General features: G+C 52.2%; 18 protein-coding genes. 8 read left to right on the plus strand and 10 right to left on the minus strand.

What is annotated here, in order from left to right; translation table 11 throughout:
- Nucleotides 1-164: 164 nt before the first annotated feature.
- The 3 genes from AB1L42_RS02495 to AB1L42_RS02505 form a co-directional block, all read right to left on the minus strand.
- A complete protein-coding gene (locus tag AB1L42_RS02495) occupies nucleotides 165-1,412 on the minus strand; it encodes an alpha/beta hydrolase-fold protein (protein ID WP_367050819.1) in 1,248 nt (415 codons plus the stop codon).
- 56 nt (nucleotides 1,413-1,468) lie between these two features.
- On the minus strand, nucleotides 1,469-1,897 hold the full coding sequence (locus tag AB1L42_RS02500; RefSeq protein ID WP_367050821.1) for a MarR family transcriptional regulator: 429 nt from the start codon (nucleotides 1,895-1,897) through the stop codon (nucleotides 1,469-1,471).
- A gap of 180 nt (nucleotides 1,898-2,077) precedes the next feature.
- A complete protein-coding gene (locus AB1L42_RS02505) occupies nucleotides 2,078-3,706 on the minus strand; it encodes a BPL-N domain-containing protein (RefSeq protein ID WP_367050823.1) in 1,629 nt (542 codons plus the stop codon).
- A 289-nt stretch (nucleotides 3,707-3,995) separates the two neighbouring features.
- Here AB1L42_RS02505 and AB1L42_RS02510 point away from each other — a divergent pair, with 289 nt between their 5' ends.
- From AB1L42_RS02510 to AB1L42_RS02520, 3 genes are all read left to right on the plus strand, one after another.
- Nucleotides 3,996-4,862, plus strand: coding sequence for an endonuclease/exonuclease/phosphatase family protein (locus tag AB1L42_RS02510; RefSeq protein WP_367050825.1), 867 nt, complete (start codon nucleotides 3,996-3,998; stop codon nucleotides 4,860-4,862).
- Nucleotides 4,863-4,963: 101 nt separating this feature from the next.
- The gene (locus AB1L42_RS02515) at nucleotides 4,964-6,088 is read left to right on the plus strand and encodes an SGNH/GDSL hydrolase family protein (RefSeq protein ID WP_367050827.1); all 1,125 of its coding nucleotides are present in this window, start codon (nucleotides 4,964-4,966) and stop codon (nucleotides 6,086-6,088) included.
- Between the two features lie 214 nt (nucleotides 6,089-6,302).
- Entirely contained in the window at nucleotides 6,303-7,778 is a 1,476-nt protein-coding gene (locus AB1L42_RS02520) for a sulfatase-like hydrolase/transferase (RefSeq protein WP_367050829.1), read from the plus strand.
- Between the two features lie 219 nt (nucleotides 7,779-7,997).
- Here AB1L42_RS02520 and AB1L42_RS02525 read toward each other — a convergent pair whose 3' ends face one another.
- From AB1L42_RS02525 to AB1L42_RS02535, 3 genes are all read right to left on the minus strand, one after another.
- Nucleotides 7,998-9,389 (minus strand): DUF1501 domain-containing protein, encoded by a 1,392-nt coding sequence (locus AB1L42_RS02525; RefSeq protein WP_367050831.1) that lies wholly within the window; start codon nucleotides 9,387-9,389, stop codon nucleotides 7,998-8,000.
- A gap of 110 nt (nucleotides 9,390-9,499) precedes the next feature.
- Nucleotides 9,500-12,130, minus strand: a complete 2,631-nt coding sequence (locus AB1L42_RS02530) for a DUF1553 domain-containing protein (protein ID WP_367050833.1) — start codon at nucleotides 12,128-12,130, stop codon at nucleotides 9,500-9,502.
- Between the two features lie 232 nt (nucleotides 12,131-12,362).
- Nucleotides 12,363-13,730, minus strand: a complete 1,368-nt coding sequence (locus tag AB1L42_RS02535) for a Gfo/Idh/MocA family oxidoreductase (protein WP_367050835.1) — start codon at nucleotides 13,728-13,730, stop codon at nucleotides 12,363-12,365.
- Between the two features lie 454 nt (nucleotides 13,731-14,184).
- Here AB1L42_RS02535 and AB1L42_RS02540 point away from each other — a divergent pair, with 454 nt between their 5' ends.
- Complete coding sequence (locus tag AB1L42_RS02540; RefSeq protein WP_367050837.1) at nucleotides 14,185-15,420, plus strand: hypothetical protein; 1,236 nt, start codon at nucleotides 14,185-14,187, stop codon at nucleotides 15,418-15,420.
- A 90-nt stretch (nucleotides 15,421-15,510) separates the two neighbouring features.
- Here the strand turns inward: AB1L42_RS02540 and AB1L42_RS02545 are convergent, their stop codons facing one another.
- From AB1L42_RS02545 to AB1L42_RS02555, 3 genes are all read right to left on the minus strand, one after another.
- Nucleotides 15,511-16,188, minus strand: a complete 678-nt coding sequence (locus AB1L42_RS02545; protein ID WP_367050839.1) for a hypothetical protein — start codon at nucleotides 16,186-16,188, stop codon at nucleotides 15,511-15,513.
- A 327-nt stretch (nucleotides 16,189-16,515) separates the two neighbouring features.
- Entirely contained in the window at nucleotides 16,516-18,381 is a 1,866-nt protein-coding gene (locus AB1L42_RS02550) for a sulfatase-like hydrolase/transferase (protein WP_367050841.1), read from the minus strand.
- Nucleotides 18,382-18,536: 155 nt separating this feature from the next.
- Nucleotides 18,537-19,508, minus strand: coding sequence for an acyl-CoA desaturase (locus AB1L42_RS02555; RefSeq protein WP_367050844.1), 972 nt, complete (start codon nucleotides 19,506-19,508; stop codon nucleotides 18,537-18,539).
- A 725-nt stretch (nucleotides 19,509-20,233) separates the two neighbouring features.
- On the opposite strand from AB1L42_RS02555, the gene AB1L42_RS02560 reads away from it, so the two are divergent.
- Nucleotides 20,234-20,980, plus strand: a complete 747-nt coding sequence (locus AB1L42_RS02560; RefSeq protein WP_367050846.1) for a PEP-CTERM sorting domain-containing protein — start codon at nucleotides 20,234-20,236, stop codon at nucleotides 20,978-20,980.
- A 522-nt stretch (nucleotides 20,981-21,502) separates the two neighbouring features.
- Nucleotides 21,503-22,465 carry a nuclear transport factor 2 family protein gene (locus AB1L42_RS02565; RefSeq protein ID WP_367050848.1) on the plus strand — a complete coding sequence of 321 codons (963 nt, stop codon included), beginning with the start codon at nucleotides 21,503-21,505 and terminating at the stop codon, nucleotides 22,463-22,465.
- Here AB1L42_RS02565 and AB1L42_RS02570 read toward each other — a convergent pair.
- A complete protein-coding gene (locus AB1L42_RS02570) occupies nucleotides 22,462-23,049 on the minus strand; it encodes a hypothetical protein (RefSeq protein WP_367050850.1) in 588 nt (195 codons plus the stop codon). The two genes, AB1L42_RS02565 and AB1L42_RS02570, sit on opposite strands and share 4 nt — an antisense overlap.
- A 311-nt stretch (nucleotides 23,050-23,360) precedes the next feature.
- Here AB1L42_RS02570 and AB1L42_RS02575 point away from each other — a divergent pair, with 311 nt between their 5' ends.
- The gene (locus AB1L42_RS02575; RefSeq protein WP_367050852.1) at nucleotides 23,361-23,873 is read left to right on the plus strand and encodes a hypothetical protein; all 513 of its coding nucleotides are present in this window, start codon (nucleotides 23,361-23,363) and stop codon (nucleotides 23,871-23,873) included.
- Nucleotides 23,870-24,706 (plus strand): hypothetical protein, encoded by an 837-nt coding sequence (locus AB1L42_RS02580; protein WP_367050854.1) that lies wholly within the window; start codon nucleotides 23,870-23,872, stop codon nucleotides 24,704-24,706. The genes AB1L42_RS02575 and AB1L42_RS02580 overlap by 4 nt, the downstream gene beginning before the upstream one ends.
- The last annotated feature ends 45 nt before the right edge of the window (nucleotides 24,707-24,751 follow it).

Raw genomic sequence — 24,751 nt, forward strand, 5'->3', positions numbered from 1 at the left:
CCAATTTGAGGAATACTCTTCAACCGACTGGTCTCATATCGCGGATGAAAGACCAGTCGGTTGTTGCAAGAGATCAGCAAGAACGACTTCAAGATAAAGCACTCATCCAAGTCGCAGGACAAACTTTGATGAGTGGAGATAAAGACTCTCCTTAGTCGGTCTCATTATTCAGCAGAGTCACCATCGAGATTGACGGGATTGTCATTCTCCCTGAATAGATTCTGGGCGAAGGTGTGGAGATACTCGCGCCAGTTCTTCCAGACATGACCGCCATCGGTTTCTTCATAGATGACGTCAAAGTCATGCTTCTTCAGCATCGCGACTGTTGCGCGGGATGTTTCCAACAGGAAGTCCTCTTTGCCCGTGGCAAACCAGACCAGTTGCAAGCTTTCTTTGGCTGAAGCATTATCCAAAGCTTCCAGATACTGCTCTTCCCAGGAAGGTCCTGAATCCTGTCCCGGACGTTGATTCGCAATCCCGAAAACCCCAGAACTGAAAACTCCAACGTATCCGTAGCCCTCAAGATTTCGGATCGCGATGTTGAGCGTTTGTGCTCCTCCCATCGAGAGGCCAGCAATCGCACGGTTATCCGGACCCGACTTGACTCGGTAGTGAGATTCCACAAAAGGGACGATGTCGTCCTCAAAGTCTTTTGTGAATTCATCCATGCGAAGTCCGTCTCTCCCGAACTGAAAACGTCCGGTGTGACCATTTGGCATAACGACAATCATGGGTGCTGCGTGTCCTGACGCGATCAGGTTGTCCAAGATAAAGCTAGCTCGGCCGACACTTGTCCATGAATCGTCGCTATCAGTGGCTCCGTGCAATAGATAGAACACGGGGAACTGATCATCGCTGCCGCGTTCGTAACCAGGAGGAGTGTAAACGTGCATTCGTCGGGATCGACCGAGTGAAGAGGACGTATAGGTCACTTCCGCCACGCTCCCATGTTCGATGTCGAGAACATCCATCCACGAACTTCCAGGAACCACGAGCAGGCTTGAGGCCGAACTGTTCGATTCACTCGTCAGATTGTTGACGGGGTCGTTAACCGCAACGCCGTCGAGATCAAATCGGTATCGATAGGCTCCAGAAGGAACCGGGCCGACAGTTGCTTCCCAGACGCCTTCCCCGCTTTTCTTCATCTCAACGCCGCGACCAATGTTGGGAATGTCGCTGCTGGCGAGTCGAACAGCGTCAGCATTCGCTGCTCGAATTCGGAAGGTGACCTGTCCATCCTCGGCGATCTCCGGTGACTCGACAGGAGGAGCGAACTGTGGAGGCTGGGCAACTCCCTCTTCAGAACTGATGACGCACAGGGAAACCAAGCACATCAAAGTGAGTACTTCAGCTCGCCACTGACGCTGCGAAGTCATCAGCTCCTTAAACTTCTCCGCGATCTGTTTGTGCATTTTTAGACCTTTGTCGAATTGAGAATTAATGAATCAAAAAGCGGTATCGTAGCTGTTCACTCGGAGTCAGTTGTGACTCTCTGTGCTCCGGGTTGCATGTTCAGAGTCACTTGATTCAGCAAGTTGATCAGACTACGGACATCTTGAGGGGGCAATTCTCCGATCAATTGGGTGCGAAACTCCTCACTTTCGTTTCTCATCTTCGCAAACGCTTTGCGTCCCGTCGGAGTGATGTGTACAGAGCGTGCTCTTCTGTCGGTTGGATGTGGTTTTCGACGGATGAAACGTTTTTTCTCGAGAGCTACCAAAATTGGGCGAATCGTGTTTGGATCAGAGTTCACTCGATCAACGAGGAGTTGCTGAGTGATCCCGTCTTCATCGTCAAGCACAGACAAAACGACATATTGATTGGCAGTCAATCCGAATGGTTGCAGCACACGATCGGCTTGCCGATGCATCGAGAGATACGCCGCCCGGAGCGACATCGCCAACTCATGACCACTCACACGCACCTCGCCGAAACATTGACAATTGCCTCCATTCAGTTGGACATTGCGGTTGCTCAAAGACTGAATCTTGGAAGACCGTGCAGACCAACTAGTACGTGAACGTATTAGTTTTACATGGAACGTCACTGATACTTCAAGCGTCAGAGGGCTCTGACGTCAGTCTTGATTTCCGGAAGCTGCTGGCACGAGAAGTCTGGTATCGTGCTCTGAGTCCGCCTGCAAATCTTCTCCCTGCGATGCCCATTTCACTGCTTCTGCAATAATGGTTTCCAGACCGGGAGTTGCTTCCGGATGCGGGCTGATCGAAACGACTCGGCCGGAACCAAACGGAGCCACAACGATTGCAGGGCTGTCAATCATTGTCCCTTCCTGAGGTTCATACTTCGCGACTTCCGAGCGAAACCAGGCAAGGGGAGTCCACTCCGGAAGATGAGCATCCGGTCCGAGGCCCACGATTGGACCGTTCTGGTATCGAACGGTCAATTTCCCCGACGGACTGAAAACTTCTTCGCCGTCTGCGGTCAGTTCCATCTCGACATCCAATGGACCTCCACGAAACCACATTGATTTTTTGCCGACACCAGGGATGTCGATGGTCTTGTTGAAAACGGACGTATTGATCACGTGCAGCGACCAGTCGTAATGTGCAGAGCAGAGATAGGCTCCCGCACAGATCCCAACAACTCCACCTCCCTGATTCACATAGTCACGGATCACTTCTCGACCATCTGGACCAATCGCTCGTCCCTGACGGCTTCCGCTTCCGCCCGGAAAGATTAAGACATCGAATTGCGAGAGCGTCGCAGCAGACAGGTCTTTAGGGCCGAAACGAACCACTTCAAATTCTGGACGGGACAGCGCCTTCGAAACGTTCTTCAATCCATTCGTCGTCGTTCCAGCATCGTCAAACAGCCCCGCAGACAACTGTTCTCGATCGTCAGATGCCGTTAGTTGATCAGACCAGTCGGAATCAAGGAGTCCGATTTCCTTCAAAGCTGTCGATACCATCACCCGATGCTGGAACGTACGAAACGAAAGAGGCTGTTCTTTGAAAGTCGTCTCGAGAATGAAACTCCGCACTCCGAGCACGTCAGCACATGCTCTGACGAGACTTCCCTGCGCTGCTCCGCTGCGCGACAGGGCCACAAAAAGATGCCCATCGTCATCAACAGTCTGATTCACCGCGTCGAGCATCTTCTCTGCAAGTTGATGCTGTTCATCAGAACGAGAGAAAATGACACTCGAACCGACGGACTTCGAATTCGACACATGAAAATCAAATCCCTCGTGGAGATCGAACACGAAGTCCGGTTCGACTGATTCCACAAATTCCCAAACGGTTTCACACAGCGGAGTTCGAGGGTGAAGGTTCGTGAGTTTGGGAAAGTTACGGTTCAAATCCCTCTGCGAACGGTCGTTTCTCTGTTCGGGAAACCAACGCATCTCGGCTTTCAAACCGAGTCGATTCACACTTGGAATGACAACGAGTTTGCCACGCGCAATCGACCAGTGACGAATCTGTTTGGCCGCTTCACTGCCAGCCGGTTCGTTTCCGTGCATGCCTCCAGTGATCAGAACAGTCGGTCCGGTGTCATCCGAATCAATCGCATACCAGGGAGTCGCCCAACTGGTCCCTTCTCCAAGCATTCCACTGGACCGACGAAGGTCACTTTCTCCAGCATCAGATGAATTTGAAGCCGAAGCTGCAACAACGGCGAACAACAAAATCAGGTAGCGGAGCCATTCACAAAATCGAGTCGAAGGTAACTTTGCGAGGCGGGTCATAATTGTGCTCATAATTTCTTAAACGACCGGTTCGTAATCGACAACGGGAAAGAGACGCGTTTCGATGGGAAGAGACTTTGGCCCCTGTTCATCTCGTATGTCTTGCATGCAGCACCACACCCATTTACCGTAACCGAATTGAACCTCACTGAAAACACGATCGATCCACTTTCCTCAAGTGTCACTCCGCTGCCTGACGTTGTCGATTTGCTCCACGCGAAATCGCACACCCTCCCTGAACACACGCGTTGTTTATTCTCTGACGATTTCTCTCAATGGAAGCCATTCCATGAATATCACCAGACGCAGCTTCTGTTCGGCAATTGGTTCCGCAAGTCTTTTGACAGCCGGTTTTCCATTGTTTGCTCAAACGAAAAACAAACAATCACTGCGGGTCATCGCATACAACATTTACGCCTGCAAAGGATGGCCGTCTGAACGTCCATTGGCCCAAAAGGCAGTCGCTAACGGGCAAATGGCGGAGCGCCTGGCGATGGAGTTGTCGCTATACGATCCCGATGTTATCAACTTCTCTGAGTCTCCGGACGAGAAATTGACGCGGCAGGTGGCTGAACATCTCGGGATGCATCACGTTCGATTTCCGAGCGGAGGCAACTGGCCAGGCACGCTGTTGAGCCGATATGAAATCACAGACTCCGAAAACGTTCCGTTGGGTTACGAACGGCCGAAAGATCTTTTCACTCGACACTGGGGACGTGGAACTATTCAGATTCCCGGATATGGTCCATTGATTGTTCATTCCGCACATCTCTATCCCGTGGCAGACCCAACAATTCGACTGAAAGAAATTCGAGCGATGTTGGCCGCCATGCGACAAGATCTTGAATCCGGGCAGTCGATGCTCCTGATCGGCGATTTAAATCACAATCCTGACACCGAAGAATATAAGCTTTGGATGGAAGCTGGCTGGAAAGATACATTCGCTCAAGTCGGAAAGGGAGAAGGGCTGACGATTAAAGCGGACATCCCCAAATACCGAATCGATTATGTCATGGCATTCGGTCCGATCGCTGAACAAATTCAAGAGTCGCGACCGCTCTTTGAGGGAGCCTTCCGCCTCAATATTCAAGATGAAAACTCATTCGCCCTCAGTGACCATCTTCCTCAATTCGCTCTCTTTGAAATCGAATCATAAACAGTTCCTTCCCGCGAAATCTCACCGCAGCGTTTACGCTTACTCAAACCGTTGTCTCGCCTGAATTCGCTCGCTCACCTTATTTCTGAGGAAACACTCTAATGAGTCGTCCTGATGTCTCTCGTCGTCAATTCCTTCAAGTGGCCGGACTCACGACGGTCAGTTCATTGACGTTGCCTGTCTGGGCACAGTCGAAACCATCCTCATCTGAAGTGAACTGGCACGATGTGCGCGACTGGGGGATCGAAGGCAAAGGCTGGGACGATACTGCGAAGTACTTTGACCGCCTCCCCGCTTTGGCTGAGGGTGTTGTGCGAAGCAACGTCTGGAATCTCAGTCGACACTCTGCGGGGATGCTGGTGCGATTCAAAACAGACGCGACGGACATCTCCGCTGACTATGCCGTCACATCTTCAAAACTCGCGATGCCTCACATGCCTGCAACAGGAGTGAGCGGGCTCGATCTGTATGCACGGGACGACGAAGGAGAATTACGCTGGCTGTCGGTCGTAAAGCCAGACGCTCAACATGTTGTCACGAAAATGTGTTCCGGAATTATCCCCGGACCGCGAGAGTTCTGCGTATATCTCCCGCTTTACAATGGAACGGAGTCGCTCAAGATCGGAGTTCCGAAAGGTGCGACATTCGAGCCGATCGAACCGCGACGGGAAAAGCCGATTGTCTTTTATGGCACATCGATCACACATGGGGCCTGTGCTTCTCGTCCAGGAATGCCTCATCCCGCGATTCTCGGTCGCCGCCTGAACCAACCGGTGATCAATCTCGGCTTTTCAGGAAATGGTCGACTGGAGAAAGAAGTCGGTCGATTTCTCGTCGAACTCGATCCGTCTGTTTACGTCATCGACTGCCTTCCCAACCTGCTGGGACCTCAAGTCGAAGAGCGCGCAGCCCCACTCGTCCGACAACTCCGCAAAGCACGTCCGACGACACCGATTCTCCTCGTCGAGGACCGTACTTACGCCAACACTCCGTTTTACGTGGAACGGCAACAGCGTCACGAACACGCACGTGAAGCGTTAAGGAAAGCATATGAGACGTTAAAGGCTGATGGGGACGATCAACTCTTCTACCTGCCTGGTGAAGACTTGTTGGGAGAAGATCGCGACGACACGACCGATGGTTCACATCCGAGCGATCTCGGTTTCTACCGGCAAGCGAATGCCTTCGAACCTGTGTTGCGAAAGATTCTCGCGAGCAACACCTGACCATAACCTCGCTGTCGAGAAGACACCTAGTGGACTCAGTCGTCTCACTTGTCCCAGTTGTTCTACAAATGATCACATCAATTCTTGTTGAACGGTCCTCGTGGAGGTTGGAATTCGCTAAATTCAGTCTTGCTAGCGTTCGGTATCTCTCCATGCTGTTGACCTGATTCGTCACTCAGGAAACTGACTCCCGCAGAACAAGGAACTTTCGTTTATGAAAAGAGTTTACGCAGCCCTCGCCGTACTCGTTGCCGTCCTTTCCGTCTGTCAACTTCCTGCTGACGACAAGAAACCGAACTTCCTGTTCATTATCGTCGATGATCAGTCACCGTTTGACCTCAAGATCTACGATCCGAATTCGATCTGCGAAACTCCCACAATCAATCAACTCGCTGCTGAAGGAATGGTCCTTGACGGGGCTTACCATATGGGTTCTTTCAGCGGAGCAGTTTGCACTCCGTCGCGTCATATGGTGATGACAGGCCGAACCGTCTGGCACCTCCCCAACTGGCAGTCCGGACAACATTGCCCCGAAAACATCCTCGACAATGTCATGGCTGAGGTCTTCAACAGGGCAGGGTACGACACGATGCGAACCTGCAAAAGAGGCAACAGCTACAACGACGCCAACCTGAAATTTCAAGTCGTTCGCGATGCGACCAAACGTGGCGGAACAGAAGAATCAGGGAGTGCCTGGCACGGCAAACAGGTCCTCGATTACCTCAACGACCGGGAGAGCGCAAACGATGAAGACCCGTTCCTGATCTACTTCGGGTTCTCTCATCCCCACGATACGCGCGACGGAACAGAGGAACTCCTCGCCAAGTATGGGGCGGTCAATCACGCTGATAAAGATTCTTTCCCACCATCCAATGACAAGCAACCACCGCTGCCCGTGAACTATCTGCCTGAGCATCCATTCCACCATGGTCACCCAGGACTGAGAGACGAGGTCGCAGTGTCCGGAGTCTGGGAACGTCGCGATGAAACAACCATTCGCAACGAACTCGGTCGAGAATTTGCTTGTAACGAAAACATCGACAATCAAATCGCAAAAGTTCTTCACAAACTCGAAGAGATGGGAGAACTCGATAACACGTACATCGTGTACACCGCCGATCACGGGATGGCCATCGGTCGGCATGGGCTGCAGGGCAAACAGAATCTCTATCAGCACACGTGGCGAGTTCCGTACTTTGTCAAAGGTCCCGGAATCAAACCTGGACGCGCCGTCGGAAACGCCTACTTGCTCGATTCTCTTCCAACTCTCTGCGATCTCGCTGGAATCGAGATTCCTGAAACGGTCGAGGGGAAAAGCTTGAAACCGGTTCTGATGGGAGACGAACTAACTGTTCGCGACACTCTTTACGGAACCTATTCAGGTGGCACGAAACCTGGAATGCGTGCCGTCAAACATGGCGACTGGAAGCTCATCAAGTACGATGTTCTCGACGGTGAAGTCCACGAAACTCAGCTCTTCAACCTGGCTGAAAACCCGAATGAGTTTCTCGATCAAGACCTCGCAGAGAATGCGGACTACGCTGAGAAGCTTGCGGAAATGGAAGGTTTGTTGCTCGCGGAAATGCGAAGGCTGAACGATCCTTACCGGTTGTGGAATCAGCCTGATGACGGACTTGAAGCTCCGAAAGAACAAAAGAAAGCGAACAAGAAAAAGAAGACCGAGAAGTAGTCGATTCCGTCACCGGGATCTCCTTCGATCTTCGGATCGCCTGGGCAAGTTCTGATTTCGCGATGTGTTCCTCTTCTCGCATGACCGGGAGGAGGAACACTTTTTTAATGCCCATGACGCTGCTTTTACTCAGCCCACGTGTTGCTCGAAGCTCATTCAGTTTTCGCGCCAGCGATCGCGATGCATCAACACATGTTCAGAGAAATCAGGGTAGAGGACTTAAGCAAAGATGCCTTCCACAACGTGACCGGAAACATCTGTGAGACGGAAATCTCGCCCAGCATGTCGATAGGTCAGCTGCAAATGATCCAATCCCAACAGATGCAGGAGAGTCGCGTGTAAGTCGTGGAGATGAACTTTGTCCTGGACGGCATAATACCCGTAGTCATCTGTGGCACCATATTGCATTCCGCCTCGCACTCCACCTCCGGCGAGCCACATCGTGAACCCTTCCGGATTGTGATCGCGCCCGTTGTCTCCAGCCCCCTGACAAGTTGGAGTTCGTCCGAATTCTCCTCCCCAAAGGACGAGGGTGTCTTCCAGAAGTCCTCGCGATTTAAGATCCGACAGCAGCGCAGCGATCGGTTGATCTACTTCTGCCGCATTCTGCTCATGACCTTTCCGCAAATTACCGTGTTGGTCCCACTGCACATCAGTATTGCTGTGCGTCACCTGGATGAATCGAACACCTCTTTCAGCGAAACGACGGGCCATCAGACATTGTCGTCCAAAATCAGCTGTGATCGGATGATCTGTTCCGTACAGCTTGTGCGTGTTCTCAGTTTCTGAAGCCAGATCGAGTGCTTCCGGCATTTCCGTCTGCATTCGAAAAGCCAGTTCAAAGGATTGAATTCGAGATTCGAGTTCAGCGTTCTCGCCAACAGATTCAAGAAAGTGTCTGTTGAATGTCTGAGTCAAATCAAGCTGCGTCCGCTGCTGCTTGAAGTTCATCTCTTGATTGTGGATGTATTTCACCCGCGCCTGCTCAGAAGACTGACTTGCCAATCCTAAAGGAGTTCCACTGAAATTCGCTGGTAGAAAAGCAGCTCCCCAGTTCTTCGTTCCTCCATGAGCCAACGTCGGACAAATCGTAATGAAGGCAGGTAAGTTCGCGTTTTCAGTTCCGAGACCATAGGAGATCCACGCACCCATGCTGGGGCGAACGAAGGTGTCACTCCCGGTATGAACCTTCAGACAAGCGCCGCCGTGTGCTGGATTGGAACCATGCATGGAGTTGATGAAACAGAGGTCATCAACGCACTGGGCCACATTCGGAAACAACTCGCTTACCGCGATTCCGCTTTCTCCATACTTCTTGAACTTCCACGGTGAACCGAGAAGATTTCCAGTCGGAGCAAACTGAACGCGAGGTTTTTCAAAGGGAAGTGGTTTGCCGTGATCTTCCTGAAGCTTCGGTTTGTAGTCGAAGGAATCGACTTGCGAGGGACCGCCTTTCATGAACAGAAAGATCACCCTCTTGGCACGCGGTAGGTGATGCGTTTGCTTGGCCTGATCACCTGATTGAGCCTCGTGTGAAAGCATCGAAGCCAGCGCGAGCGAACCGAAACCGATCGATGATTTCTGAAGAAGCTGTCGTCTTGAAAGAAACATTTCTTCTCTCTACTGGTTTCACAATTCGTGATTCGAGGATTGCCAACTGGTAAGTGATTGGAATGCGAGCTAAACGGATTCAGTCAAATCGATCGCATGAAATACTCACGCTAACGAATGTAAAGGAACTCGCTCGAAGCCAGGATCGACTGGCAAAGTGCTCGCCAGGCGCGCAGTTGAGCACTCTTTGTGTTGTCAGGTTCGGTGACACTTTCCGCTTCAGGCGCACCTGTGTCATCGTCGAGCAATGAGACCTCCATCCCTGCGCCATCTTCAGAGTTGTTCAATTCGAATGCCTTGAGGAAGTGAGAAACTTCTCGCAACTCCGCTTCTGTAGGGAGTCGCCCATAAGCTTCTTCGAACAGGCGAGTGATTCGTTGATTCGTCGTCAAATCGCGACTCAGAATTCGCGCGGCCATCGATTCCGCCATCTCATTCATGAATGGAGAGTTCATCAAGAACAAAGCTTGCGGTGAAGTTGTGCTCGAATCTCGATCACCGTTGAGCACACTGGCGTCGCTGTAATCGAAGAGCTGAAACATGTCGTACAGATGATTACGGATGATTGGGATATAGAGCGATCTCCGTTTGCTCTCATACGCGGTCGCATCCTGAGATGTGTGGTTGAAGACAAGTTCCCTGTTTGGTGTCGTGATGACGGGCCCCCCGATTGTGCGATCGAGTTCTCCGCTCGTCGCCAGAATCGCATCACGAACAGCTTCCGCTTCCATCCGTCGGACATCAAACCGACCGTAGCTTCTGTTCCCGGGATCTTTCTTGATCAGCGTTGCCCAATCTCTAAGTGCTTCAGTTCGGTTTTCGCTGTCGGGAAGCTGACTCGGATGGCTCGCTCGTTGATATGTCTCTGAGAGCATGATGTGACGATGCATTTCTTTCATCGACCATTCATCATCGATGAAACGCGCTGCCAACCAGTCCAGAAGCTTGGGATGAGTCGGAGGTTCCCCCTGTATCCCAAAGTTATCGATAGTCGCAACGATCCCTTTTCCGAAATGCCATCGCCAGATGCGATTCACCATTACACGCGCAGTGAGTGGATTCTCGCGCGAGGTGAGCCAGCGAGCGAATTCTAGACGACCACTTCGATCTTCCGGAATTGACGGTTGATGATCGCCGACAAGAACCCGAGGAAATCCTCGCCGAACGTCCTCTCCAAGCGTGAGATGACTTCCGCGAATATGGATCGAGGTGTCCTCAACGGTTCCTTCTGCGACCGCCATTGCCGATGGAATTTCAGGAGCAGACTCTTCGAGCTTCTTCAACTCCTCCCGGAGTCTCTTCAGATCTGAAGCAGCTGCCTCAGAGAACTCTTTTTCTTCAACAGCTTTAGGCTCCGAATTTTCATCGACCGATTCTTGTGACTCAGACTTCGCAGCAGCTCGCTTGTCGATGACTTCACGCTTGGCAGCATCAATGCGCTGAGCAATTTCTTCGTTCTTCTCAGCAACGGTTTGCTCATGGGCTTGCTGATGCGACAACTCTTCTGCATTCGGGATTGCAACTTCGTTCCACCGGGCGATGAGCTTGAATGTCTCCATCGTTTTGGTGCTTTTGAAGATCCCGGCCAGAGCGTAATAGTCCGCATGTTCGATCGGATCAAACTTGTGAGTATGGCACCGGGCACAGCCGAGTGTGAGTCCCATCAAACCGCGACCGATCGTGTCGACCTGTTCATCGACGATGTCCATCTCCATCTTGCTTTCATCGACCTCAGCCAGAACCTTGGGACCGATGACGAGATAACCGGTGGCAATTAATTGCTCGTGTCCGGTTGTCGGTTCCCGATCAGGAACCAGCAAGTCTCCAGCGAGTTGCTCCACGAGGAATTCGTCGTACGGCTTATCTTCATTGAAAGACTGGACAACATAGTCACGATACCGCCACGCATTTCCGTGGGCAGCATTTTCATCGAGCCCATTGGAATCGGCATAGCGTGCGACATCCAGCCAGTGCCGCCCCCAGCGTTCGCCATAGTGCGGCGAATTCAGTAAGCGTTCGACAACCTTGTTGAAAGCATCAGGCGAATCATCTTCCACGAACGCTTGGATCTCTTCGACAGTCGGAGGAAGTCCGACCAGATCAAACGTCGCTCGTCGAATGAGCGATCTTTTGTCTGCCCGGGGCAGGGGATTGAGCCCTTGACTGTTCAAATCCGCGATCACGAACGCATCGATTGGATGAGTCGCAGCCTTACCATCGATTGATAACCCAACGTCTGGCACTTCCGGCAAAACAATCGGTTGAAAAGCCCAGTGTTGGCGGCCCGCTTCCAGATCGATTGTTGAAGTCGGTCGAACCTGTTCGACCTGACCAGTTTCGGGATGCGGCGAACCTAACTCGATCCAATGAGTCAAGTCTTTGATCTGCTGGTCTGTCAGCCTCTCATCGGGAGGCATGCGAAGATCACTGTCTCGATAGCTGATCGCATTGATGATCAAGCTGCGATCCGGTTTGCCTGCGACCATTACCGGCCCCGCGTTTCCGCCTTGCAGCATGCCTGTGAGATTATCCAGTCGCAGCCCGCCTTCCTGTGTCTCCTCACTATGACAGTCGTAGCAATGGTTTGCCAGAAGTGGTCGAATTTTGTTTTCGAAGAATCGAATTTGCTCGGCAGTGGGCTGCTCCTGCACCTTCGGCTGAGTTTCTTCTGCTCTTGTCATCGTTGTGAGAGAGCAGAGAATCAGGAGCGCAACGCTTTTGATAGCACCAGTACGATTCATTCCCGAAGGTCTTCCTTCGTTAAGCATCCCAGAACATGACTTTATCACTCATATTTGGCGACTCAGTCGAGGAGCACGTCTTGTCGCTGGGCAGATTTTTAGAATAGTTGGTGAACGCACCCATAAAATCCAAAACAGAGACCATCACCTCAAACAGGTAATGGCCCCTGATTGGACGCAAGAAGTTTCAGAGCGAGCGATTCCGTTTCGGGATTGCTCGCTGGTTCTCAACTTACATGTCGATCTCAAAACCCTTTCGGTATTCTCGGGAGAGGAATGTGTTGGCTTGGGAATCGCCGACGATCTCTCGTTTCTCTGGATCCCAATTAACTGCCCGTCCCAATCGCATTGCGATATTGGAAAGATGACAGATCTCAAGCATGCGGTTGTGCGACCACACATCGGAGATCGGCTGTTTTCGCGAGTTCATCGCATCGATGAAGTTGGCGGTATGATTCTCGCTGACCGGGCCGCCGTATACTTCTTCAATCGCTCCGCCTGGAAGTGGATTCGATTCGAGGTCTTCGACAGGCTTACCGGTGATTTTGCCTCGGTTAACGAAGAATCGACCTTTCGTGCCTTCGAAGAGAATTCCATTGTCGCCTTCGCTGGTGATGATCATCTCGATGTCATTCGGCATATCGACTTGAATGTTGAACTGGGTCGCTGCATTGTATTGATCATCAACGACAGGATTTCCCTCTTTGTATTCAACGGGCAACGTGTAGTTGAGTGGGGTCACGCGACTCGGCCCGGTCTCGCTGGCACCGATTGCCCAGCAGGCAATATCAACATGGTGAGCACCCCAGTCGGTCAGCTTGCCTCCGGAATACTCATGCCAGTTTCGGAATGAATAGTGGCAATTGCTGAAGAGCGGAACTCCTCCGCCGTAACCTTCGCGCATTTCTGGCAGCGCGCGATAGTCGACTTTTGGTGCTGGCCCCAACCAGAAATCATAGTCAAGCCCATCAGGAGTTTTGACCTTTGGAATGACCGGAGATGCTTCCATCCCGTTGATACCGCATGTCACTTTCTTCACGGTTCCAATGCGACCATGGTTGATGAGCGCAACCGCCTGCAGGAAGCGTTGTTCTGACTCGGTTCGCTGCATCGTTCCCACCTGGAAAACGCGCCCGGTCTGATCAACGATTTTCTCGATCAATTTTCCTTCGTCGATTGTGAGAGTCAGCGGTTTCTCGCAATAAACATCTTTCCCGGCGAGCATCGCTTCTACAGCAATCTTCGTATGCCAATGGTCCGGAGTCGCGATCATGACAGCATCGATATCGTCGCGATCGAGAATCTTGCGATAGTCTTTGTAGCCGTCTGGTTTCTTCGACTGATGTTTCGAAGCTTTCTCAATGTTGTCACCAAGCACGTTCGCATCGACATCCGCAAAGGCCGCGAAATCGGCGAACTTGAATGACTTGCTCGTGATCGTCCAACCCTGGTTGCGAAGACCGATTGTCGCAAAGACTGGACGTTCATTCGGCGACTGGTAAGCAAACGAGCGGCTTGCAAACGGGACGAGCAATCCGGCTGTCGCAGCCGCTGTCCCTTGCAGGAATTGACGACGAGTTGTCTGGTGATGAAGAGTCATTCGAGATTTCCTTTTTCGGCTGGAACGTGAATTGTGAGAAACACTCACTCACACTTGGCGAGACGTCGTCGCTCGGTCTATGACTTCATTCGGGCAACGTCTTCTTCTCGCTCGGTGGCGGAATGATGAATCAGGCAGGATTGATCAATTTTGACTGCTTGTGCAAGGACTTTCAATACATGAGGACCGATCTGTTCCGTGATGCCTCCACTTGGAGAGCTTCGAACAGGTGTATGACAACTCATGAAAAACGTTTCCAATTCGCCAATCAGTTCGCCAAAATTGCTCAACTCGAAGTTTCCCCGTCTGAATTCGGGATGCCGCAGCCATAAAGACCAATCACGACTAAGTATCGATAGAAACATGCTTGGCCGGTGCGCTTGAGCAAGTTGAGCACTCATAAGCGCATCGAGTGCAGACGCACCTTTCGAACATGGTCAAAGGAACAGAGCTGATGTCGGACACAGCACGCAAGAAACGCTCCCGCAAACGAAAACGCTCGCAGAAGGGACAGCTTCGCTGGGTCCTGATCGCTGTAGCGGGACTTGCAATTGGTGGCGGGTTACTCTGGACGATGGGTTCCAAGCTGTTGGACGGATTTCAGCAAGCCCAGCTACACAACCAGATCACAGAAGTTCGAAATAAGAATCTTTCTGGAGAAACCGTTCGCGAGATTCATCTTCCCTCCGGCGTTTCATTCGCGATTCCTCAAGACTTCAATGGTCGACAAATCACACCGAAAGGTGACGTCAACCTGTTTTCTGTGACGCACCTGTTTTCTTACGGAACGCAAAATGCACCCGACCGACTTCTTCTCTCCTACGGGACTCTCAGTTTTCAAGGGCAGGGCGGTTCTCCTCTCGAAGCAGTTATGATGCATTCGCCTGCCAGTTCGCTGCTCGCCAACAGTGACCTCACCAATCAACAAGTCGTCTCGGACGAACAGGGAGATTGGAACGCGTTTCCCTACCGAGACATCCTGGTCTCAGGTGCCAACAACCTCGAAGCCCGGGCTCGCTTACTTTTGATTGAAGGGAGCCTGCTGATTCTGGAAGCAACCTGGACACCGCAAAGCGCTCCGCGAGCGAAGAGTTTCTTCGAGTCCATTTCCTACAAGCAACCTGCTTCAGACGTCGCCGAAACCAAGGTCTTACCCGAAGGCGAAACAGACCTTTTGAAGCTCATTAACGTTCTCACTGACTCCTCAGTCGGCGACTGGATCGATTTCGAAGGTGGAGTCGTTAGCCCTCCTCAGACTCAGGCAGCAATTCTCTCAATCCCGATTGAAGCCCCCGAGTCTTACGAGATGCGCCTCAGTGTTCAACGTGCATTTGGAAACGAATCGTTTAACGTCGGTCTCCCGATCGGTGACTCAATGGGACTTCTAGTGATCGACGGATTTGGCGGCAACATCTCAGGACTCGGAACAATCTCCGGAGCATCACTCGACCAACGCTCAGACGCAGTCACCGGCTCCTTCCTCAGCCTCGACCCGTCAGATATCGTGATCAACGTCACTCCCGACTCCATTCACGTCACCTGCAACGACACAATTCTCGTCGACTGGACCGGTGATCCTTCCACCTTAGAAGTCCGCAAACAATTCTGGAAAGTCGACGAACCCCAACTCTTCTTCGGAAGCTGGGAATCCGAATTCGTCATCCGCTCCGCTGCGATTTGGAAGAGATAGAGGATCAATGCTCGAAGCACTCGAATTCTGTTGAGTCTACAACAAGAAATAGAACGCCTTTCGACAACGATTGGGCTAAGCGTTATCTTCTCAGAACGGAATTCCGGGTGCGAAGTTAAATTCTTCCCACAAGCCGATTCCGGGTCTGTTTGCTGCGAGTACTTCTCTAAATGTGACCGTAAGTTGGGGATTGCTCCCGTATGTGACTCTAATCTCGTCGTCTACACAGACCCACTGATTATTCTTGAGAGACTGAAGAGCTAGAGTTTGAAGATCGCTAAAGTGGAGCTTGAATTTCTCCCCATCTCCAACATTGGTGCTTGTAGATGATAGTACATCCTTCTGGCCCAGCGAGACATATTTCCCATTGCATTCTGCTTTAATCGCGTAGATCCCCAAAGATTGGTCCACAGGGATAAAGGTGAATTTCTCTCGCACCGAGTACTGGAGGCTTTTTGCTAAAAGCACAGAATACTTTTCACTGACCGCAACATACCGCCCATTCTTCCAGCTCTTGATCCCGGTGGTGAATGGACCTTCGATTGGGATAGTCTTTTCCATACAGAATTCTCCAAAGTTGAAACGCACCAGAAATGCGTCATCGAGAAGTGGCGAAAGGAATTTCGCAAAATCTCCGACGACCGACCGAACACATTGACATCTCTCAAAGTGAAGCAATGCGGATAAACTCAACACGGCAGCCAAGTCGAAACCTTGGTATTCAACTTGTAATATCGCGTAGGTCATCTCGTCAAGCGTTGAATTCATGGACCGCAACAAGTGGTCAAGAGAGGAGCATTTTCTCCAGAATTGCGATCTGCAGAGTTCTGGCTGGCCTAGAATAAGATTATTGAAGTGTAAAGAACCTCAACCATTTTGCGTGTGCTTGCGACATCGGAAAGGGTCGGCCAAAACCTGAGCGTCAGGTATCTTCAAAACACGAAGACCAAAGAAAAAGACCTCTCGAGAATCTCCCGAGAGGTCTTTGTTGCTGTACAGATATCTAAAAACTGTTCCCTGTCGAACTTCCTAAAATAGCCCGAATGATCAACCCTCAAGTGTCCGTGATCTTAAAGGTTGAAATCGAAGATCGTCTTAGTTGTCTAAGTCCGCGAGGGTCTTTTTGATCAGGTTTTGGACGTAGGAGTTTCCGCGCGTGGGGGTCCAGTCTCCTTTTTTCGGGAGGCTTTCGATTTTAGTTTTGATCGGAGCTGCGCGGTCGTCGAGGAAGTCGATGGAATTGAGAGCGAGCATTGCGACGTATGCTCCGTGGTTTTCGGCATTGGCACACTCGATGAGAGTGTTCAGCGCGATCTTTACGTCTTGCTCGTCTCCATATCGACCGAGACCTTCGGCAGCGATCACTCGGACGCTGGGGGAGGGGTCTTGTTTTGCCATGCGTCGAAGGAGTTTCTGGGCGGATGAGACGCCGGTTGATTCGCGAATCAATAACCCCATGGCTGCCCAGTAGCGGACCGCCGACGTGTCGTCTTTAAGCATGTCGACGAGGAAGGGGATCTCTTGCAGATCTTGTGAAGCTGCCGATGCTGCGACTGCCTGAATTCGTTTGATGGGGAAGACTTCCGGTCCCGCATGCCCGATCTCGTAAGGAGTGAGATTTGGCCACGCGTTGTGCAGTTCGTCTTCCGGGAGAAAACCGACGTCTTTGACATCGAAGACCCAGTCCTCGTGAGCTTTTCGCAGTTCCGCGAGGACTCCTGCGTGCTCGGCTGACTCAGCCAGATTGTTGACTTCATCGGGATCCGCTTCGAGATCGTAAAGTTCTTCGTAAGGCTTTGTCTGCCAGAAGAGGCTTTGCGCCGCGGTCAGTTCTCCAGCATCGTAGAGTTCTTTCCACTTGCGAGTCGTTGGCGTTACGAACATGTAATCGATGTACTGTCCGTAAACCTTGTGGGGCATGTAGTGCCGCAGGTAAATGTATCGCTTGTTGCGGACGGTGCGGACCATGTCGTATCGCTCATCCATTCGCCCACGGAATCCGAAGGCATATTCCTGAGGAGGATCGGCGAAGGCTCCCATGAACGCATGGCCCTGCATGTGTTCTGGAGGTTGTGCTCCAGCGAGGCTGATGATGGTCTGAGCAAAATCGATGAAACCGACGAGTTGGTCAGACTTGCCGCCGGCCATGTAGTCGGTCGGTGCGAGGCCCCGAAACTTCTCCGGGACATGAATGATCAGTGGAACGCGAAGCCCGGAATTGTAAGGCCAGCGTTTGTTTCGAGGCATCCCGGAACCGTGGTCTCCGTAGAAAAAGACGATCGTGTCGTCGGCGAGACCCTGGCGTTCGAGTTCGGCAAGCTGATCACCGAACCATTTGTCCATTTTCGTGATGTTGTCGTAGTACTGAGCCCAATCCTGTCGGACTTCTGGTGTATCGGGGTGATACGCCGGAACGCGAACACCAGCGGGATCGTGTACTTTCTCATGCGGTCGTGTTCGAATCTTGCTTTCGTGTGTGTTCGTCTGGTTGAAGACAGCCATGAAGGGCTGGTTTGCTTTCAGTTTCGCATACGGATCTTTTTTGTCCGCTTCGTCCCAGACTTTTCCGACCTTGTCGAGGTTGTAGTCTTCTTTGTCAGGATTGATGCAGAAGTATCCCGCATTCCGCATGTAGACAGGATACATGTGAAAGTTCTCTGGAAGCTTCGTCAGGCTTCTCATGTGCTCCGATCCAGTGCTCGGAGGATACATCCCGGAGATGAGAGTCGTTCGAGCCGGTGCACAGACAGGTGCTGTCGACCAAGCATTGAGATAGGTCAAGCTGCGATTGGCAAACTCATCGAGATGAGGAGTGTCAGCGTAGTCGTCTCCATAACATCCGAGATGCGGACCAATGTCTTCAGCAGTCAGCCAAAGAATGTTCGGCTGTTGAGCCGAGAGTGAGTCCGGAAGAACTATGAGAGACGCCAGAAGAGCGAAGCACATGATCGAGGAACGCATGATTTTTTATCCGATCTATCAATAAGCAAATGTCGATCTGGAATCATGCAGATACGAAACCGACAACGCAAGCGACTTGGATAAATCACACGATCATCTGTTGAAGATGAATTTCGACTCGACGTGAGTGCATCCTTGCTGAAGAGAAAACTGCTTCACGTCAAGCTTGGGGGTTTTGCAACGCGTCCCTCTTCGAGGATCTCAGCGGGAACCGGTTTGAGTTTCCAGACGAGACCGAGTTTCTCGAGGCACTTGAGAATCAGGTAGGTGATATCGATCTCCCACCAGTAGAAACCCTGCCGGGCGGAGCCTTGGTAGTAATGATGGTTGTTGTGCCAGCCTTCACCGAAAGTGACGAGTGCAATCAGCCAATTGTTGCGACTGTCATCACCAGTGCTGAAGCGTTGCGTTCCCAGAACGTGGGCCAGCGAATTGACGAAGTAGGTGATGTGATACAGGGCAATCGTTGAGAGCAGGAATCCCCAGACCAGCATCTGCCAGGGTCCGGTATTCATCGATGGTGCCCACTTCTGCAGGGCGGCACCGAGACCAAACATCGCGAAGGTCAACGCCAATGCTGGCAGCATGTGATACCGCTCAAGCCAGCGGAGTTCTGGAAACTTCAGCCAGTCCTTGATCACTCTTTCGTCGGTCTCTGAGTTTTCCGGAGTCAGAAACCACCACATGTGACTCCACCAGAAACCATGATGGCGTGGCGAATGCACATCGGCAGGCTGATCTGATCGGCGATGATGATGCCGATGATGCGAAGCCCACCAGAGCGGTCCACGCTGTGCCGCCATGCAGCCGACCACGCCCCCGATGAACTGAACAACCCGGGAAGTTTGAAAGGCCTTGTGTGAGAAGTAGCGATGATAAAAACCAGTCAGAGCGAACACGCGCATGTAAAGCGTGAGGAAGAAAACAATCACCGCGATGGGACTGACTCCGACCCAGAAGACGGAAAAGCAGAGCAAATGCAGGAGAATGTACGGTCCCGCGTGATTCCAATCGATCGCAGCCCAGCCCGTCGGCACTGGGACATCACTTGAATAATCAGCTGTCTTGTATTGGTGAGCGGGATCGATCGATCTCGGGTCTTGTGGTGCAGCATCCTTCTGCAGCATCAAACAGTTCCTCATTGCAGAGTGACTTGTCTCACTTCAAAGACATGGTGCGACTCATGTTGATGGGATTTCGAAACCAACGAAATCAGTAGGAGAGTTCTAGTGGAATCGCACCTCTCTTCCAATTGAGTCTCCTCGTTTTTCGCAACTGCAAGACGCAATTTCGAATCTGACGCACACCTCCTGAACATCAAGCGATGGTGAAGTTCTGCCTGTTCTGCAACGATTCGACAGCCACTTTCCAGGGGTCTGCTCTGAAATCTGGAAAACGCCACCGTTTGCATTCTGGAATTGTCAAGTTTTTTCTCAGGCCGCAGAGTTTCCCGGCAACAACGCGTCTCTCTTGTGCAACACAGATTGGTAAAACCGGTAATATGCAACGGTTGTGTCAAATTCAACGATTGAGTAGTTTGCCCGAACTCTCGCCCGAAATGCAGGCATTTACCTACTGATTTAGCAGTCCACGATCGGAAAAGGGTTGGGAACGTAGCGGTTATCCCGATTTCATAGACTGCAGCAACTTGATCAGTGACTTAGGGTTTTCCCTTAAGGGAAAGTCTTTGTGAAGGGTCTGCGGCTCACCTAACGTCGTGCTTCAGAGTTGGTGGAGAGTGACTCCTCCCTCAAAAACTCTCGCCAAAACGTGTGCTTCAAAACTCGGGATGAGTGCACGGCTGGAGCAGGAACTTCTGTTGATCAACTTTTGACGAAATGGAGATGTTACGTTGTCACTCACAAGAGCTTTACTTGCAGCCGCAATCATTGGTGCCGGGATCAGCACTGGGACTGCGAACGCCGGCTTGGAGATCGAGGCCTACTCACAGAATTTCAACGGCCTGAATGGCAGTCAAAGGTACGTTGATGCTGACTCAAAACTTGGACCGGAATGGTCGTTCAATTCGACGAATGAAGGTCGGTCAAGAATTTATGACTGGGGTGGAACACGAGGAGGCGTACTGGTCCTCGACGACAGCCGTGGAAACAGCATTTATTCATTGAACGAAGCAATCGTGACCGTCAATCTGCTGTCCTTGACGGACGTGAAACTGTCGTTCAAACATTACGACTCGTACGACGAAGAAAACCCCATCGGTACGCAGATGTTCACAGGATCAAAGAATGCTGACGGCGTTTCGATCAGCAGCAACGGAATCAACTGGTTTCCGATTGTCAACTTCGATCAATGGAACGGAACCTGGAAGACCTACGACGTCAACTTGACTGACTTCGCAAACTCTGTCGGGTCAAGCTTGCTCAACCTGAGTGGAAACCTGCAGATTAAATTTCAGCAGTACGACAACTATCCGCACGGGTCTGACGGACGGAAATTTGACAAAATCGTTGTTACAGGTAAGTTACCAAATCTGACTGTTCCAGAACCTGCGACTGCATCATTGTTCGTGATGGCAATCGGTGGTTTGGCTGGATCGCAGACTCTGAAACGACGCCGTCGTTTGGCTCAGCAATCCTGAGGACCAACACCTTTCGGAACAAATTGCTTCTCTTGATGAACACCTCGTTGAAGCATTTAAGCACTCGGTTCAGAAATGGACTGAGTGCTTTTCTTTGCGCTGAACTCTGACCGCACCTCTTCTCTCTGGTGCACGGAATTTTCTGGATTTCCGATAACAATTCTCGAGTTGTTCAAACTTCGTCTTTGTCGTCGATCGCTTCTTGCTCGAACCCTCCAATGTGAGCGGATGAAAGCAATGTGAATCGACGAATGGGCACCGAAGAAAATCTCTCTGGACGATTGCAATTCGCTTTGGACGGGAGCAGACTACAGACGCAACAGGGCAAGGAGTGCTCTCATCTTGGATTGCGCTAATAACAGCACAATCCGAGATCAAACGGGCAGCCATGGAATTCGCGCTGTCTCAGTTGAGTTTTCCTGTTTCTTCAACCCAGTGATGTGTTTGTGATCTCTTTCGGATCACTTTTCGACATCGATCATTCATGTCTCGACGACAATGATGCCTATCCGGAGAAAGCCCATGTGGTGCAAATTTCGATCGTCCTGCTGCGCGATCATTGCAGCTTTCGGTGCGACGATGCTGGGACCCGTCGCAGTCGCCGACGAAGCTGCTGTCCGCGAGTCGCTGAAGTCATACGTCATTGCTTTCAACGAGCAAGATGTTGAGAAGGTTGGGCAATTCTGGACAGAAGACGCTGAATACGTCAATCGGGAGACGGGCGAACAACTGACCGGGCGAGCTTCGATTATTGAAGACCTCAAAGTTCTTTTCGAAGAAAACCCCGGACTTCAACTCAGTGGAAGCACTTCACGCGTGCGAATGATCAGCGATCTCGTTGCGCATGCTGAAGGAGTCACAGCCGCTGTCATTCCGGGACTTCCTCCGACCGAATCAAGCTTCACAGCCATCCTCGTTCAGCAGGACGGCAAGTGGTTGATCGACACCATCGCCGAAATGCCAGTGCCAGCACCGGAATCACCGATGGATGCCTTGGCGGAACTCGACTGGTTTGTTGGTCGCTGGGTGGATGAAGGCGAAAATGCCTCAGTCGAGTCCAACGTCCGCTGGTCTCCATCGAACGCATTCCTGATTCGTTCTTATTTCATGATTGACGATGAAGGAGTCACCCAAGAAGGAACGCAAATTATTGGTTGGGATCCTCGCAGCCGTGAAATCCGATCCTGGACATTCAATTCAGACGGTTCTTTCGGAGATGGAATCTGGTCGAAGAATGGAGAAAAGTGGCTCATCCGATCGAGCCAGACACTCCCCAATGGAAATGCTGCTGCGGGCACTTATGTCTTGACCCCCGTCGATGAGAACACCGTCTCCGTTCAAGTGATTGGCCAGGAAGTTGAAGGGGAACCTCAACCTGCCTCGGATGTTGTCACGATGTTCCGCGTTGAAGATGCTGGAGTGGATGCTCCTGCCGAAGAGTCTGTTGAATCTGATGAACCCGGCGATACTGACGAATCGAACTAAGGAGCGTTCAGCATGTTATTGAATAAGAAATCAATGGCTGCAATTGCAGCTTTAGTGATGCTGACATTCTCCACGTCCGAACTGTTGGCAATCGGAATTCGCGGTGGTGGAGGTGGCGGAAGCCGCGGAGGAAGCAGTCGCCCCAGTGGTGGAGGCTCTCGTGGCGGAGGCGGATCGAGTCGTCTCGGCGGCGGTGGATCACGACCATCCTCTCGGCCCAGCACTCCAAAACTCGGAGGCGGCGGTGGCGGAAGCCGCCCGAACATCAGTCGCCCCAGCGGTGGAGGAAGTCGTCCGAGTATCAGTCGACCATCAGTCAGCCGACCGAGCCCAAGTCGGCCCAGCCCATCTCGCCCAAGTCCGTCCAGACCCAGCCCGTCACGTCCAAGTTTTGGGTCGGGATCGGGATCACGACCGTCGCTTGACCGTCCGACAGCTTCGCGACCAAGTCCAAGTCGGCCATCAATTCCAAGTCGACCGAGTGGTGGATTAAAACCATCGACTCGACCCTCAACACCGAGCACGAGACCAGGATCCAGCCGCCCGAGCTTCGGGAATATCGGAAGCGGAAACCGGCCCGACATTTCTCGTCCCGGGTCTGGCAGCCGACCATCGACCCGTCCCAGCTTTCCAAGTATTGGCGGAGGAAGCGGCAGCCGACCTTCAACTCGTCCCGGAATCGATTTAGCCGATCGTCCTGGAAGTGGAAGTCGACCCGGCAGTGGAAGCCGACCAGGAAGCGGGACTCGTCCGACTCAACCGAGCCGTCCCGGCAGTGGCAGCAGGCCCGGCACGAGACCGACTCCCGGAGGGATTGGAGACTTTCTCGATCTGGACCGACCCGTCCGTCCCGGCACACAGCCCGGCTTCACGCGACCTGGAGGAGACCGTCCGAATGTTTCTCTTCCATCTCGTCCTGGAGGAAATCAGCCGCCACGCCCCGGCGGCGATCGACCAACGATCCTACCCAGTCGCCCCGGCGATAATCGTCCACCAGGACAGGGAGGCAACAGACCTCCACGACCGGGCGACGGAGGAGACCGTCCGACAATCCTCCCAGGCAATCCAGGTGATGGAGGAGATCGACCGCGACCCCCACGACCTGGCGGAGGCGGGGATGGAGACAATCGACCACCAAGACCCGGAGGCGGGGAAGACCGCCCCAGCATTCTACCTGTCGATCCTGATAACAACCGACCACGCCCGCCGCGACCCGGTGATGGCGGTGACCGACCTCGTCCACCACGTCCCGGCGGAGGGGGAGACGATGACCGCTTCCCAAATCGGCCAGGACGTCCAGATCGTCCCGGTTATCCAAATCGACCAGGGCGACCGGGTGGAGGAATCGACTTCGGAAATGTCCACTGGGGCAACAACAACATTATCAACAATCGTCCGACCTGGGTGAACATCAACAACAACCAGATCGTCAACATCAACAACCGCTGGAGTAACCAGATCGGGGGCATCTACAACTGGAACACGCGATACCCAGCACGGGCTGCGCGTTGGAACAATTGGGGAAATGGTGTCCGGAACAACTGGTGGCACCACAACTATCACGATCATTGGTTCGACAACACATGGTGGTCCAGGCACTCATACAACTGGGGTGGTTGGCACTATGGCTACAGCCTCGGCTCGTACCCGGCCAATTACTGGTGGGGCGTGCCGACTTTCGCCAGCTTGACGAGTTGGTTTAATTGGCAGGCTCCAGCAACGACCTGGTCACAACCCGTTTACTACGACTACGGACAGGGCGGCAACGTCTATTACGACAACAGCACTGTTTACATCAACGGGGAGCAAATCGCTTCAGCGGACGAGTTCGCTCAGTCAGCAATGCAACTTGCAACAGTCGAAGCTCCACCGTCTGAAGAACAAGCTGCTGAATCGGAGTGGATGCCGCTGGGAACGTTTGCAGTTTCCACTGCTGAGGACGATGCGAATCCAATTCGTGTTTGCCAACTGGCGATCAATCGAGATGGAGTCGTTAGCGGAACGCTCTACAACAACCAGACCGATCAGGCATTCACCATTCAGGGACGAGTCGACGAAGAGACACAGCGCGTGGCTGTCCGAGTTGGGGAGAGCGAGAACATCGTTGTTGAAACGGGTCTCTACAATCTGACTCAAGACGAAGCTCCAGTGCTCGTTCACTACGGACCGGGAGACGTCGAAAACTGGCTGCTGGTTCGTCTGGATTACCCGGAAGACCAGGAAGATCCCGGAAGTCTGTAAGAATAGTTTCACCGATCATCGACAGGGAATTTCCCCAACTGTGCT

The organism is Thalassoglobus sp. JC818 (assembly GCF_040717535.1).
GTDB lineage: Bacteria > Planctomycetota > Planctomycetia > Planctomycetales > Planctomycetaceae > Thalassoglobus.